Annotated in this window: 14 protein-coding genes and 1 tRNA gene; 3 read left to right on the top strand and 12 right to left on the bottom strand. The window is 68.4% G+C overall.

The window, feature by feature from the left end; translation table 11 throughout:
* Positions 1-527: 527 nt before the first annotated feature.
* The 9 genes from rplL to OG746_RS08485 form a co-directional block, all read right to left on the bottom strand.
* Positions 528-914, bottom strand: a complete 387-nt coding sequence (rplL, locus tag OG746_RS08525; protein ID WP_266713052.1) for a 50S ribosomal protein L7/L12 — start codon at positions 912-914, stop codon at positions 528-530.
* A 121-nt stretch (positions 915-1,035) separates the two neighbouring features.
* Positions 1,036-1,566: a 50S ribosomal protein L10 gene (gene rplJ / locus OG746_RS08520; RefSeq protein WP_266713050.1), complete on the bottom strand. Its 531-nt coding sequence runs from the start codon at positions 1,564-1,566 to the stop codon at positions 1,036-1,038.
* A 288-nt stretch (positions 1,567-1,854) separates the two neighbouring features.
* Positions 1,855-2,793: an SCO4651 family lipoprotein gene (locus tag OG746_RS08515; RefSeq protein ID WP_266713048.1), complete on the bottom strand. Its 939-nt coding sequence runs from the start codon at positions 2,791-2,793 to the stop codon at positions 1,855-1,857.
* Positions 2,794-2,867: 74 nt separating this feature from the next.
* Positions 2,868-3,551 (bottom strand): SCO4651 family lipoprotein, encoded by a 684-nt coding sequence (locus OG746_RS08510; RefSeq protein ID WP_266713046.1) that lies wholly within the window; start codon positions 3,549-3,551, stop codon positions 2,868-2,870.
* A 145-nt stretch (positions 3,552-3,696) separates the two neighbouring features.
* Positions 3,697-4,428 (bottom strand): 50S ribosomal protein L1, encoded by a 732-nt coding sequence (rplA, locus tag OG746_RS08505; RefSeq protein ID WP_266713044.1) that lies wholly within the window; start codon positions 4,426-4,428, stop codon positions 3,697-3,699.
* Between the two features lie 77 nt (positions 4,429-4,505).
* A complete protein-coding gene (gene rplK / locus OG746_RS08500; RefSeq protein ID WP_040252631.1) occupies positions 4,506-4,940 on the bottom strand; it encodes a 50S ribosomal protein L11 in 435 nt (144 codons plus the stop codon).
* 203 nt (positions 4,941-5,143) lie between these two features.
* Positions 5,144-6,043: a transcription termination/antitermination protein NusG gene (gene nusG / locus OG746_RS08495; protein ID WP_266713040.1), complete on the bottom strand. Its 900-nt coding sequence runs from the start codon at positions 6,041-6,043 to the stop codon at positions 5,144-5,146.
* Positions 6,044-6,122: 79 nt separating this feature from the next.
* Positions 6,123-6,401: a preprotein translocase subunit SecE gene (gene secE, locus OG746_RS08490; protein WP_266713038.1), complete on the bottom strand. Its 279-nt coding sequence runs from the start codon at positions 6,399-6,401 to the stop codon at positions 6,123-6,125.
* 107 nt (positions 6,402-6,508) lie between these two features.
* A tRNA-Trp gene (locus tag OG746_RS08485) sits at positions 6,509-6,581 on the bottom strand.
* A gap of 202 nt (positions 6,582-6,783) precedes the next feature.
* Between OG746_RS08485 and OG746_RS08480 the strand changes: the two genes are divergently transcribed.
* Positions 6,784-8,031 carry a pyridoxal phosphate-dependent aminotransferase gene (locus tag OG746_RS08480; RefSeq protein WP_266713036.1) on the top strand — a complete coding sequence of 416 codons (1,248 nt, stop codon included), beginning with the start codon at positions 6,784-6,786 and terminating at the stop codon, positions 8,029-8,031.
* 126 nt (positions 8,032-8,157) lie between these two features.
* Positions 8,158-9,180: an adenosine deaminase gene (locus tag OG746_RS08475; protein WP_266713034.1), complete on the top strand. Its 1,023-nt coding sequence runs from the start codon at positions 8,158-8,160 to the stop codon at positions 9,178-9,180.
* A gap of 43 nt (positions 9,181-9,223) precedes the next feature.
* On the opposite strand, the gene OG746_RS08470 is transcribed toward OG746_RS08475, so the two are convergent.
* Entirely contained in the window at positions 9,224-9,838 is a 615-nt protein-coding gene (locus OG746_RS08470) for a TetR/AcrR family transcriptional regulator (protein ID WP_266713032.1), read from the bottom strand.
* Between the two features lie 108 nt (positions 9,839-9,946).
* Here OG746_RS08470 and OG746_RS08465 point away from each other — a divergent pair, with 108 nt between their 5' ends.
* Positions 9,947-10,579, top strand: a complete 633-nt coding sequence (locus tag OG746_RS08465) for an NAD(P)-dependent oxidoreductase (protein WP_266713030.1) — start codon at positions 9,947-9,949, stop codon at positions 10,577-10,579.
* A 22-nt stretch (positions 10,580-10,601) separates the two neighbouring features.
* Here OG746_RS08465 and OG746_RS08460 read toward each other — a convergent pair whose 3' ends face one another.
* Both OG746_RS08460 and OG746_RS08455 read right to left on the bottom strand, forming a co-directional pair.
* Positions 10,602-11,657, bottom strand: a complete 1,056-nt coding sequence (locus tag OG746_RS08460) for a UDP-N-acetylmuramate dehydrogenase (protein ID WP_524540386.1) — start codon at positions 11,655-11,657, stop codon at positions 10,602-10,604.
* 82 nt (positions 11,658-11,739) lie between these two features.
* Positions 11,740-13,176, bottom strand: a complete 1,437-nt coding sequence (locus OG746_RS08455; protein WP_266713026.1) for a DHA2 family efflux MFS transporter permease subunit — start codon at positions 13,174-13,176, stop codon at positions 11,740-11,742.
* Between the last annotated feature and the right edge of the window lie 65 nt (positions 13,177-13,241).

Raw genomic sequence — 13,241 nt, 5'->3', positions numbered from 1 at the left:
ACGGGACAGAGCCCCTGATCTGGCATATGGCCAGGTCAGAGCCGATTCAATCCACAGTGCTGAGGCGAGGGCATGCCCCTGGTGACGGGCAGGGAGCAGCTAACAGGCAGCGCAAAGGGACAGTGTAGCCAGAAGGCCCACTGATGTCCAGTGCGGGTTTTTTGAGACCCTCGTTGTTCTCATCCGTTCACCGTCTGCGGCGTTCCCTGTGCGCTGAGCGCACATCCTTACTGCCCTCTTCGCCGTCGATCCATGCCTCGGATCCGGATCGTTGTGACGACGCGTCCTGAGAATTGCGCGCTGCGTGCTGTTCGTCAAGGCCCCCTCTTGGCCGAACAGGGGTGGCGCCAGGCACAACGAAGATCACCATACTCTGCACGTCCGACAGCGCAAGGCACCCTCGGCCTGCGATCCGGACAACGCCGAAGGGCGACCACCCAGTTGGGTGATCGCCCTTCGGTACCTCGGCGTTACAGCTCCCGAGGGAGCAATTTCACCGGAGAGGAGTCGACAGACTCGAAGAGGTCTTACTTGACCTCGACGGCCGCGCCGGCAGCCTCGAGCTGCTCCTTGGCCTTCGCGGCAGCGTCCTTGGCGACCTTCTCGAGGACCGGCTTCGGGGTGCCGTCGACGAGGTCCTTGGCCTCCTTGAGGCCCAGGGAGGTCAGCTCGCGCACGACCTTGATGACCTGGATCTTCTTGTCACCGGCGCCGGTGAGGATGACGTCGAACTCGTCCTGCTCCTCGACGGCCTCGGCGGCGGCGCCACCAGCGGCACCGGCGACGACGACGGGGGCGGCAGCGGCAGCCTCGACGTCGAACTTGTCCTCGAAGGCCTTCACGAACTCGGAGAGCTCGATGAGGGTCATCTCCTCGAACTGCGCAAGCAGCTCGTCCTGGGTGAGCTTCGCCATGATGGCGGTCCTTCCACTAAATCGGCAGGTGCCGGATGTACTGGGTGAGGCGGGCGTACGTTCGGGCCCGCTGCGATCCCTGCCGCCCGGTCAGGCGGCGAGGATCAAAAAGCGAGCCGAGTTACTCGGCACCGCCCTGCTCGTCCTGCTTGGCACGGAGCGCGTCCACGGTGCGGACGAGCTTCGTCGGCAGCGCGTTGAAGACGGAGGCAGCCTGCGACTGCTTCGCCTTGAAGGCACCGGCCAGCTTGGACAGCAGAACCTCGCGGGACTCGAGGTCCGCAAGCTTCTTGATCTCGTCGGCGGACAGCGCCTTACCGTCAAGGACACCGCCCTTGATGACGAGATTCGGGTTCTCCTTGGCGAAGTCACGAAGACCCTTGGCCGACTCCACCGGGTCACCGGTGACGAAGGCAACCGCCGTCGGACCGTTGAACAGGTCGTCCAGCGTGTTGATCCCGGCCTCGTTGGCCGCGATCTTGGTCAGCGTGTTCTTCACCACGGCGTACTCGGAGTTCTCACCGAGCGAACGGCGCAGCTGCTTGAGCTGGGCCACGGTGAGACCCCGGTACTCGGTCAGCACAGCGGCGTTCGAGCTGCGGAACTTGTCCGTGAGCTCGGCTACCGCGGCAGCCTTGTCGGGCGTCGGCATAGAGCGTCGGCCTCCTTCCGGGTGATGAGGACCGCTCGCAAGGAGGCTGGGGAAAACGAAACGCCCCGGCGCAGGCGCACGGGGCGTGAGCTCGACCGGATTCCCCGAAGGGGTTCCAGGAGCACTTCCACGGTCACCTGCGCGGGTCGTCCGCAGTTTCAGCGGATCCTTCGGCCACCGAACCCTCTTGCGAGCGCACGGCAACGACCAGCGGTCTTTGGCTTCTGTGGAAGGTTACGTGAAAGAGAGCGTGTCGAGCAAATCCGCTCAGACGCCGCGGTCGACCCCCTAAGAGGCAGAACCGGCGCTGCTGCCGGCGCCGCCGGAGGCCCCGCCGAGCTCCTTGAGCATCTTCATCATGTCGAAGGTCTGGCTCGCGGGCGGCACGTCGGCCTTCACCGCGGCGCCGTAGTCGGAGAACTTCTCCGACACCTGGATGGCGCCCTGCGAGCTGTCCATCGTGACGTCGAGCCGGACCGGCAGGTCGTCCTTGTTGATCCACAGCTCGGTGTCGTAGGTCTTGATACCGGCCTTCTTGACGTTCTTGAGCAGCTGGTCGCGCTCCGACTTGCCGAGGACCTTCAGCGAGTCGTTCTTCGCCATCATCTCGTCGACCGTCAGCTTGCCCTTGTAGTGCTGCGTCTCGGCGCCGTCCACCGTGGCCGAACCGAGGTGCTTCAGGTTGGGCGAGTCCAGCAGGACGGCGATCTGCTGGGCCGGGTCCTGGTTCATGTTGTCCAGGCTGCCGGTCATCTGGCTCGCCAGCTTCTCGTCGCCGGACTTCTTCGCCATGGCGGCGAGGTCCATCTTCATCCAGCGCTTGCCGTCCATGGACTTGGCGGCATTGGCGCCCATGTCCATGTACATCACGTTGTCCTGCATGAGCATGCGGATGTTCTTGGGCGCGTCCGCGCCGCCCCCCGAGAGCGCGGCGCCGGACATCGTCATATCCATGACGGTCGGGTCCCAGCCCATGGTGCCGGACATCTTCATGTCGCCGCCGCCCTGGGCAGCCGTCGGCATCTTCATGGTCATCTCGACCTTGGCGGACTTGGCCGCGGAGGTCTTCGTGTACGCGGCCTTGACGGCCTGCGCGACCGACTGGGACCCCGTCCCGGAGGCCTTGTCGCCGCCCTTGTCGTCCCCGCCACTACAAGCGGCGACGGCCGAACACAGCAGCGCGGTGGCAGCGGCAGCGCCGACCACACGTCGTACGGAAACAGTCATCTTGAATCCCACCCCTTGGTGCGTCTCGATCTGTCCGCACGATAGCGGACGCCTCGGACAGCCCGCCCACAGCTTCATCCGGCGCCGGTGACGTCCGCGAAGTCGACGGTGTCCCGTGCTGCCGGGCGTTCGGCCGCTGCCGGGGCGCCGTATTCGCGGTAGTGGACGGTCACCGTGAAGTCGCCCACGTGCTGGGTGCGCCGCACCAGGAGATGCCGGGCATCGAGCCATACGTCGATGTGCCGGCGGCCGGAGGTCCCCCGGTAGTGGGTGGTCCGTGTGCCGCGCACGGGCTCCCGGCCCACCCTGTGGACGTCCTCGGCCCCGATGAGGTCCTTGAGGGGGTCGGCCGGAGTGAGGTCGCTGCGGGTGTCGTAGGGGCGGCGGATCCAGTGCCGGCCGCCCTGGAGCTCGGCGAACCGGTCGCTCATGCGCGTGTACTGGGCGTCCGGAAGGAAGCGCGTCTGGGACGGGTCGCCACCCAACGCGCGCGTGGAGGTGGCCAGTTCGCCGCCCGTGACCCGTACGGTCACGGTGCCCTCGACGCCGTCCGACCAGCCGAGCGCGCCCGTGCTGCGCGAGGTCAGCCGCTTGCCGGTGGTCATCGTCGCGTCGACGCGCGCCGAGCCCGCCGCGACGACCTGCTGCCGGGCCGTGCGCAGCGCCTCGCGTGCTTCGCGCGCCTCGCCGGCCCCGTGCTCCTGTGTCCCGCCGCAGGCGGTGAGCAGGATGCCCACCACGGCTGCCAGAGTCACCACGCGCGCGTACCGCAGCATCCACTCCCCCAGTCGGTCACCGCGAAGCTAGCGCAGCCACGGCACCGTACGGACCGGAAAAGCGGAACGGGCCCCGCACCTCGAAAGGTGCGGGGCCCGTAGCCGACTTCAGTGAGCCTTAAGGGGCTCAGACCGCGGCCGGGTCCTCCTCGACGAGGAGGTTGCGGGTGCGGTTGGAGTCGAGCTGAATGCCGGGGCCCACCGTGGTGCTGATGGCGGCCCGCTTGATGTAGCGACCCTTGGCGGCGGACGGCTTCAGGCGGAGGATCTCCTCCAGGGCCGCGCCGTAGTTCTCCACCAGCTTGGCGTCGTCGAAGGACACCTTGCCGATGATGAAGTGCAGGTTCGCGTGCTTGTCGACGCGGAACTCGATCTTGCCGCCCTTGATCTCGTTCACGGCCTTGACCACGTCCGGCGTCACGGTGCCGGTCTTCGGGTTCGGCATGAGGCCACGCGGACCGAGCACGCGGCCGAGGCGGCCGACCTTGCCCATGAGGTCCGGGGTGGCGACAACGGCGTCGAACTCGTTCAGGCGGTCGCCCTTGGCGATCTCGGCGATGAGCTCGTCGGAGCCGACGATGTCGGCGCCAGCGGCTTCCGCGGCCGCAGCACGGTCACCGGTCGCGAAGACCAGGACCCGGGCGGTCTTACCGGTGCCGTGCGGGAGGTTCACGGTGCCACGAACCATCTGGTCGGCCTTGCGCGGGTCAACGCCCAGGCGGAAGGCGATCTCGACGGTGCCGTCGAACTTCGACGTGGAGGTCTCCTTGGCGAGACGGACAGCCTCGAGCGGGGCGTAGAGCTTGGCCCCGTCGATCTTGGCGTCCGCAGCGCGGAGAGACTTGCTGCGCTTGCTCACTTGCTTCTCCTGAGTTCTAGAGGAGTCGTGGTGCGGGCCGAGCAGGCCCTGCCACGGATGGATCTACGAGGTGGAGGTCAGCCCTCGACCGTGACGCCCATGGAGCGGGCGGTGCCGGCGATGATCTTGGACGCGGCGTCCAGGTCATTGGCGTTGAGGTCGGGCATCTTGGTGGTGGCGATCTCGCGGACCTGCGCCTCGGTGATCTTGGCGACCTTGGTCTTGTGCGGCTCGCCAGAGCCCTTCTCGACACCAGCGGCCTTGAGGATCATCTTCGCGGCCGGCGGGGTCTTGGTGATGAAGGTGAAGGAACGGTCTTCGTAGACCGTGATCTCCACCGGGATGACCCAACCGCGCTGCGACTCGGTCGCGGCGTTGTAGGCCTTGCAGAACTCCATGATGTTCACGCCGTGCTGGCCCAGCGCGGGGCCGACAGGCGGGGCCGGGTTGGCGGCGCCGGCCTGGATCTGGAGCTTGATAAGCCCCGTGACCTTCTTCTTCTTGGGAGGCATGTGCTCTCTCTCCGGGTCTTAGTGAGAGTGTTCAGCCACCATCCTGATCAAGGCTGATCGATGATCGTCCAGATCATCCGGATGGAGGCATACCGCACAACGATAACGGGTATCCATGCGCGGCTAAAAACCGAGCAGGTCAGACAGGCTTTTCAGCCCGTCTGACCTGTTCGGAAGCGTGTGCCCAGAAGGCGCCGGAAGGGCTAGTTCTTCTGGATCTGGTCGAAGCTCAGCTCGACCGGGGTCTCGCGACCGAAGATCTCGACGAGGCCCTTGACCTTCTTCGAGTCGGCGTTGATCTCGTTGATCGTCGCCTGCAGCGTCGCGAACGGGCCGTCGGTGACGGTGACCGAGTCGCCGACCTCGAAGTCCAGGACCTGGACCTCGACCTTGCGCTGCGGCGCCGGCTTGCCCTCGGACTCGGCGGCCTCGCGGGCGGCCTTCTCCTCGGCCTCCGGGGCCAGCATCTTGACGATCTCGTCCAGGGTCAGCGGGTACGGGTCGTAGGCGTTGCCCACGAAGCCGGTGACGCCGGGCGTGTTACGGACGACGCCCCAGGACTCGTTCGTCAGATCCATGCGGACGAGAACGTAACCGGGCAGCTTGTTCTGCCGGACGTTCTTGCGCTCGCCGTTCTTGATCTGGACGATCTCTTCCTCGGGGACCTCGGCCTGGTAGATGAACTCCTCGACGTTGAGCGAGACGGCGCGCTGCTCCAGGTTCGCCTTCACGCGCTTCTCGTAGCCCGCGTAGGTGTGGATCACGTACCAGTCGCCGGGCAGGAACCGCAGTTCCTCGCGGAGCGCGGTGATCGGGTCGACCGGCTCCTCCTCGACGGCTTCCTCGGCCTCGACGGCTTCCTCGGCCTCGGCGACGGCTTCCTCGGCCTCGGCCGGGACGTCCTCCGCCTGGGCTTCCTCGGCGGCCTCGGCGTCGGCGTCCACCACGGTCTCGACCGCGGCTTCCTCGGCGGGCTCGCCGGCAGCGATGTCGGCAGCCTCTGCCTGGTCCGGGTCCTCGGCGTCCGCCGCCTCGACGATGTCGAGCTCGTCCTCAGCGGACTCGACCGGCTCGATCGCCTCGTTCAGGTTCGGGTCAGACACTGTGGCTGCTTCTTCCTGGATACATAGGGGTGGAACGCGCGAAAGGGGCGCCGGACTTCGGCGCCCTCCGCTTTTCGGCTCAGCCGAATACGTACTTGACAAGGTGGTTGAAGCCATAGTCAATCACGGTGACAAGACCGATCATGATGACGACGAACACAATCACCACTGTGGTGTACGTCGAGAGCTGATTGCGAGTCGGCCAGACGACCTTGCGGAGTTCCGCGACGATCTGGCGGTAGAAGAGCGCGAGACGGCCGAAGGGGCCCTTCTTTCCGCGCTTGCCGCCCTTACGGGCCTTCTTGGACTCCAGTGCCTCAGCATCAGGCTTGTCGATGGAGCCCACGGCGTCCGTCACTCGTCCTCACCTGATTCCGGGTCGTGGCCGTGCCGCGCCCGGTGGAGCCGCACGGCGGTGCAATGCAGTACGTACATGCGCACACATCCTGGCGAAGGAGTGTGTAGCAGGGCCGGAGGGACTTGAACCCCCAACCGCTGGTTTTGGAGACCAGTGCTCTACCAATTGAGCTACGACCCTTTGTCTCCCCCAACGTACCGCATCCGCCCTGACGCACGGAGTGCAGTCGGAAGGCGCGGCCGTTGAAGGCCAACGAGCAGTGAGTGTACGTGTTCCGGAGCCCCCCGTCGAACGAGCAACATCCGCAAGTGGATCAAGAGTGGATCCCATGCTCTTCGAAACCCGTGTGCCGGGCGGGTTTCCGGTCTGGAACGATGGGGTCATGAGCGCTGCAACTCCTTCTCCGTCCGCAGGTTCCTCTCCCACCGAGCGTCGGGTGTCGGCCCGGGTCGGTTCGATCTCCGAGTCCGCGACCCTCGCCGTCGACGCCAAGGCCAAGGCCCTCAAGGCCGCCGGGCGCCCGGTGATCGGCTTCGGCGCCGGTGAACCCGACTTCCCGACGCCGGACTACGTGGTCGAGGCGGCCATCGAGGCCTGCAAGAACCCGAAGTTCCACCGCTACACCCCGGCCGGCGGTCTGCCCGAGCTGAAGGCCGCGATCGCCGCGAAGACGCTGCGCGACTCCGGCTACGAGGTCGACGCCTCGCAGATCCTGGTGACGAACGGCGGCAAGCAGGCCATCTACGAGGCGTTCGCCGCGATCCTCGACCCGGGCGACGAGGTCATCGTCCCGGCCCCGTACTGGACCACGTACCCGGAGTCGATCCGCCTCGCGGGCGGTGTGCCGGTGGAGGTCGTCGCCGACGAGACGACCGGCTACCGCGTCTCCGTGGAGCAGCTGGAGGCCGCGCGCACCGAGCGCACGAAGGTCGTGCTGTTCGTGTCGCCGTCGAACCCGACGGGCGCCGTGTACAGCGAGGCCGACGCGGAGGCCATCGGCCGCTGGGCCGTGGAGCACGGCCTGTGGGTGATGACGGACGAGATCTACGAGCACCTCGTCTACGGAGACGCGAAGTTCACGTCGCTGCCGGCGCTCCTTCCGGAGCTGCGCGACAAGTGCATCGTGGTCAACGGTGTCGCGAAGACGTACGCGATGACCGGCTGGCGCGTCGGGTGGATCATCGGCCCGAAGGACGTGGTGAAGGCCGCGACGAACCTGCAGTCGCACGCCACTTCGAACGTCTCCAACGTGGCGCAGGCGGCCGCGCTCGCCGCCGTGTCCGGCGACCTGACGGCCGTGGAGAAGATGCGCGAGGCCTTCGACCGGCGTCGTAAGACGATCGTGCGGATGCTCAACGAGATCGACGGCATCGTCTGCCCGGAGCCCGAGGGTGCCTTCTACGCGTACCCGTCGGTGAAGGGTCTGCTCGGCAAGGAGATCCGCGGCAAGCGCCCGCAGGACAGCGTCGAGCTGGCCGCGCTCATCCTGGAGGAGGCCGAGGTCGCGGTGGTTCCGGGCGAGGCCTTCGGCACGCCGGGTTACCTGCGGCTGTCGTACGCGCTCGGTGACGAGGACCTCGTCGAGGGCGTCTCGCGCATCCAGAAGCTGCTCGCCGAGGCGCGCGACTGAGCTTCTACGTAAGCGTGTGCAAGCGGGCCGTCTCCCTCCGGAGGCGGCCCGCTTGTTCGTTCGGACGGGTCCCCGAAGGTGGAAAGGCGCTACCGGTACGACAGGTGCGTACGGCAGGATCTTGGGATGGAGCGTGTAGGACGTGATGTACGTCAGTTGCCGAAGGCCCACCTGCATCTGCACTTCACCGGGTCGATGCGGCCCACGACCCTGTTGGAACTCGCCGACAAATACGGAGTGCGGCTCCCGGACGCGCTGACCGGGGCCGAGCCACCGAAGCTGCGGGCGACGGACGAGCGGGGCTGGTTCCGCTTTCAGCGGCTCTACGATGCGGCGCGTTCCTGTCTGCGGGCTCCCGAGGACATTCAGCGTCTGGTGCGGGAGGCCGCGGAGGAGGACATCGCGGACGGGTCCGGGTGGCTGGAGATCCAGGTCGATCCGACCTCGTACGCGCCGCGTCTCGGCGGCCTGATCCCGGCTCTGGAGATCATCCTCGACGCCGTGGACAGCGCCGCGCGGGAGACCGGGCTCGGGATGCGCGTCCTCGTCGCCGCGAACCGGATGAAGCACCCGCTGGACGCCCGTACGCTGGCGCGGCTCGCGGTGCGGTACGCGGACCGGGGCATCGTCGGTTTCGGGCTCTCCAACGACGAACGGCGGGGCATGGCGCGGGACTTCGACCGGGCCTTCGCCATCGCGCGCGAGGGCGGGCTGCTTTCGGCGCCGCACGGGGGCGAGCTGACCGGCCCCTCGTCCGTGCGCGACTGCCTCGACGACCTGGATGCCACGCGGGTCGGCCACGGCGTGCGGGCAGCCGAGGATCCGCGACTGCTGAAGCGCCTCGCGGACGGGGGCGTGACCTGCGAGGTGTGCCCGGCCTCGAACGTCGCCCTCGGCGTCTACGAGAAGCCCGAGGACGTGCCGCTGCGCACGCTGTACGACGCCGGGGTGCCGATGGCGCTGGGCGCCGACGACCCGCTCCTGTTCGGCTCGCGGCTCGCCGCCCAGTACGACATCGCGCGTCGCCACCACGGCTTCTCCGACGCCGAACTGGCCGAACTCGCCCGGCAGTCGGTGCGCGGCTCGGCGGCCCCCGAGGACATCAGGGAGAAGCTTCTGAGCGGCGTGGACGAGTGGCTCGCGGCCTGAGCCGACCGTCCGACCGGCCGACCGCCGACTCAGGCGATCCCGCTCAGGCGATCCCGCTCAGTAGGGTGCGCGCGATGTGGGCCGCGAACTCGTCCACCGGCTGGGGCGGTCTGCCGTCCGGGGACATCTCGTAGGCGAAGGCGCGCTGGGAGCACGCACCCAGGAGGAGCGAGGCGGCCGCATACGTGTCGGCTTCGGCGCTGATGCGTCCGGACTTCTGTTCGGCCCGCAAGTAGGCGTCAAGGCCCTGGATCGGCTTGTGCGGGCCAGTGCCCAGTTCCCGCATCACCTCTTCGTGGCGGCGCTTGAGCTTGGGCTCCGCATACAGGGACGCGGCCATCGGGAACGTCTGCTCGTAGAAGAGCGCCGCTTCACGGGCGATCTCGGTGAGGTTCTGCTCGACCGTACGGCCGGGGCCTCCCGCGCCTTCCGTGCCTTCCGTAAGGAGTCGGCCGAGAAGAGAACCCAGCTTCGGGAGGCGCTCGTTGAGCACCGTCACGAAGAGCTCCTCCTTGTTGGCGAAGTACTTGTAGAGCGCCGCTTCGGAGCAGCCCGCCGCCTTGGCGATCTCCTTGGTGGTCGTGCGGGCGAGCCCGATGCTCAGCATGAGCTCGTGGGCCGCCTCGACGATGCGGACACGGGCCGGCTTCTGGTCCATGTGGGCTCCAACCAACCTTGACGCGGGGGTGAGTACTCACTCACTCTAAAGGTGAATCGAGGTGAGTGAATACTCACCCACCAAGCGATGCACACCTGGAGGTACGCCATGAAGCTCACGGTTTTCGGTGCGACGGGCGGGATCGGACAGGAGATCGTCAGGCAGGCCCTGGAGGCCGGGCACGAGGTCACGGCGGTGGTCCGCGACCCCGCGAGGCTCATCGTGACCGGCGAGCGCCTGGAGGTGGTCCGCGGCGACCTGAAGGACCCCGAGTCGCTGCGCCCGGCGGTCGCGGGCCGGGACGCCGTGCTGTCCGGCCTGGGCGCCCGCAGGCGCGCGGACGCGGGCATCGCCACCGAGCTCACGCGGTCGGTCCTGAAGGCGATGGAGGCGGAGGGCGTGCGCAGGCTGCTGGTGGTCAGCGCGGGTCCGGTGGGTCCCGAGCCGGCGGGCTCGCCGCTGATCGACCGCGTGATGCTGAAAATGGTCGGCGCGATCCTCAAGGGCGTCTACGTCGATCTGACCGCCATGGAGGCCGAGTTGGCGCGCAGCGCCACGGACTGGACCTCGGTGCGGCCGCCCCGCCTCCAGGACAAGCCGCTCACCGGTTCGTACCGCACGGTCGTCGGCGGCTTCCCGCGCGCGGGTCGCTTCGCCGGCCGCGCGGACGTGGCGCACGCGATGCTGGCGATGGTGGACGACCCGGCGACGGTGAAGCAGGGCGTCGGGGTCGCCTACTAGGCGGCCCGGGGCCGGGGGCGGCTCAGAGGCTGACGCCGACCGTCACCGGCTCGTTGACCAGCGTCACGCCGAAGACGTCCCTGACCCCGGCGACGACCTCACGGGCGAGCGCGAGCAGGTCCTCCGTGGTGGCCTCGCCGCGGTTCGTCAGGGCGAGCGTGTGCTTGGTGGAGATGCGGGCGGGGCCGGTCCCGTAGCCCTTGGTGAAGCCCGCCTTGTCGATGAGCCAGGCCGCGGAGGTCTTGGTGAGGCCCTCCCCCGCGGGGAACGCGGGGGCCTTCGCGTCCGTCCCCAGACGCTCGACCACGCGCGCGTGGAAGGCCGCGAACTCCGCATCCGTAAGGATCGGGTTGGTGAAGAACGAGCCCGCCGACCATGTGTCGTGGTCCTCCGGGGCGAGCACCATGCCCTTGCCGCCGCGCAGCTTCAGGACCGTCTCGCGCGCGAGGGCGGCGGACACGCGCTCGCCCGCCTCGACGCCGAGGGAGCGCGCGGTCTCCGGGTACTTGAGGGGCGCGCTGAGGCCGCCCGCGTCCTCCAGCTCGAACCGCACACGCAGCACTACGTAGCGGTCGGGTTCGGCCTTGAAGCGGCTGTGCCGGTACGAGAAGGCGCACTCGGCGTTCGGGATCGTGACGGTCTCGCCGGTCGTGCGGTCGTAGGCGATCACCTCGGTGATCGTGGAGGAGACCTCCTGGCCGTACGCACCCACGTTCTGGATCGGCGTCGCGCCCGCGGAGCCGGGGATCCCTGCGAGGCACTCGACGCCCGCGAGCCCGGCCTCGACGGTGCGCTCGACGGCGTCGGTCCAGGTCTCACCGGCCGCCAGTTCCAGCTTCGTACCGTCGAGTTCGAAGCCCTTGGTGGCGATGCGCAGGGCCGTGCCCGCGAAGCCCTTGTCGCCGATGACGAGGTTGCTGCCGCCGCCGATGATCAGCAGCGGCGTACCGGCGGCGTCGGCCTCGCGCACCGCGTCGACCACCTCGGTGTCGGTGGTCGCGGTGAGCAGCCGGGTGGCGGGCCCGCCGAGCCGGAAGGTGGTCAGGGGGGCGAGAGGGGCGTCCTGGAGTTCCTGCACGCGCTCAAGGGTACGAGAACGGCCCCGCCGCTCGGACGGGGCCGCCATTGCCGTGGCCGGGCTCACTGGAAGCCCGGAACGATCAGGCGTTCTCCAGGGCCGGAGCAGGCTCGGAATCCGGTGCGCCGGGCTTGGCGCGCCCCTCACGCGGGATGAACAGGGCGGCGACACCGGCCAGGGCCACGAGCGCTGCGCCCACCCACAGCGCGGGCTCGATCCCGTTCACGAAGTGCTGTGCGGAGTCGTAGCCGCCCTGAGCCGAGAAGACCGACGCCATGACCGCGATGCCGAGCGCACCGCCGACCTCGCGCAGCGCGTTGTTGGCGCCGGATGCGATGCCCTGCTCCTGCGGAAGGACGCTGGACATGACCAGGTTGGCGGCCGGAGCGAAGTAGAGGGCCATGCCGACGCCGCTGACGATCAGGGCCGGCAGCTGGGCGGCGTACGAGACGTCGGCGGCGACCACGGCGGCGAACCAGCCGAGTCCGACGGCCTGGAGGAACAGCCCCGCCGCGACGACGGGCCGGCCGCCGATGCGGTCCGAGAGGATGCCGGCGATCGGTGCGACGAGCATCGGCATGCCGGTCCAGGGCAGCATCCTGAGGCCCGCCTCGGTCGGCGAGTAGCCGAGCACACCCTGGAGGAACTGGCTGAGCAGGAAGATCGAGCCGAACATCCCGAGGAACATCAGCAGGCTCGCGGCGTTTATCCCGGAGAAGGCCCGGGAGCGGAAGAGCCGCATGGGCAGCATGGAGTTCTCGTTGCGGATTCCGTGGTGCACAAACCCGGCGAGCAGCGCCGTCCCCGCGAACAGGCCGGTCAGCACGAGGGGATCGGTCCACCCGACGACGGGCGAGCGCACCAGGCCGTACACGATGCCGAACAGACCGCCGCTGGCGAGCAGGGTGCCCACGATGTCGAGCCGTGCGCCGGGGCCGTACGACTCCTTCAGGCGCAGCCGGGCGAGCGGCAGCAGGGCGAGGCCCAGCGGAACGTTCAGCCAGAAGATCCAGTGCCAGGAGATGTGCTCGGTGAGGCTGCCGCCGATGAGCGGCCCCGAGGCGACCGCGAGCCCGTTGACCGCGCCCCAAATCCCGTATGCGAGGCCGCGCTTGGCCGCCGGGACGGCCGCGGTGAGCAGCGTCAGGGTGAGCGGCATCATGATCGCGGCACCGACGCCCTGCACGGCGCGGGCGACGATCAGCGCGTCGATGCCGGTGGACATGGCCGCGGCCGCGGAAGCGCCGGTGAAGATCGTGATCCCGACCAGGAAGAGCCGCCTGCGCCCGAACCGGTCGCCGAGCGCCGCGCCGAACATCAGCAGGACGGCGAAGGTGAGCGTGTACGCGCTGACCGTCCACTCCAGGTCGTCGAGCGCGCCGCCGAGATCCTGCCGGATGGACGGCAGGGCCGTGGTGACGACGAGGTTGTCGAGGGCCGCCATGAATCCGGCGATGCTGGTGATGACGAGGGCCCAGACGGCTCCCCCGCGCTGCGCTGGTGCTGTGGTGCCTGACATTGCTTCCCCCAGTGACCTTTGGTTAGTTATTGATGACTAACTTTCGTGGGTACAAAAGTGCGCAC

It is taken from the genome of Streptomyces sp. NBC_01016 (assembly GCF_026341035.1).
Lineage (GTDB): Bacteria > Actinomycetota > Actinomycetes > Streptomycetales > Streptomycetaceae > Streptomyces.
The sequence above is the reverse complement of the archived record's forward strand: the minus strand, read 5'-3'. Positions and strand labels throughout refer to the sequence as shown.

Excerpts from the sequence above, each read along its gene's own strand:
- rplL (WP_266713052.1), bottom strand. The coding sequence starts at position 914 with ATGGCGAAGCTCACCCAGGACGAGCTGCTTGCGCAGTTCGAGGAGATG.
- rplJ (WP_266713050.1), bottom strand. The coding sequence starts at position 1,566 with ATGCCGACGCCCGACAAGGCTGCCGCGGTAGCCGAGCTCACGGACAAG.
- OG746_RS08515 (WP_266713048.1), bottom strand. The coding sequence starts at position 2,793 with ATGACTGTTTCCGTACGACGTGTGGTCGGCGCTGCCGCTGCCACCGCG.
- rplK (WP_040252631.1), bottom strand. The coding sequence starts at position 4,940 with ATGCCTCCCAAGAAGAAGAAGGTCACGGGGCTTATCAAGCTCCAGATC.
- OG746_RS08480 (WP_266713036.1), top strand. The coding sequence starts at position 6,784 with ATGAGCGCTGCAACTCCTTCTCCGTCCGCAGGTTCCTCTCCCACCGAG.
- OG746_RS08475 (WP_266713034.1), top strand. The coding sequence starts at position 8,158 with ATGGAGCGTGTAGGACGTGATGTACGTCAGTTGCCGAAGGCCCACCTG.
- OG746_RS08470 (WP_266713032.1), bottom strand. The coding sequence starts at position 9,838 with ATGGACCAGAAGCCGGCCCGTGTCCGCATCGTCGAGGCGGCCCACGAG.
- OG746_RS08465 (WP_266713030.1), top strand. The coding sequence starts at position 9,947 with ATGAAGCTCACGGTTTTCGGTGCGACGGGCGGGATCGGACAGGAGATC.
- OG746_RS08455 (WP_266713026.1), bottom strand. The coding sequence starts at position 13,176 with ATGTCAGGCACCACAGCACCAGCGCAGCGCGGGGGAGCCGTCTGGGCC.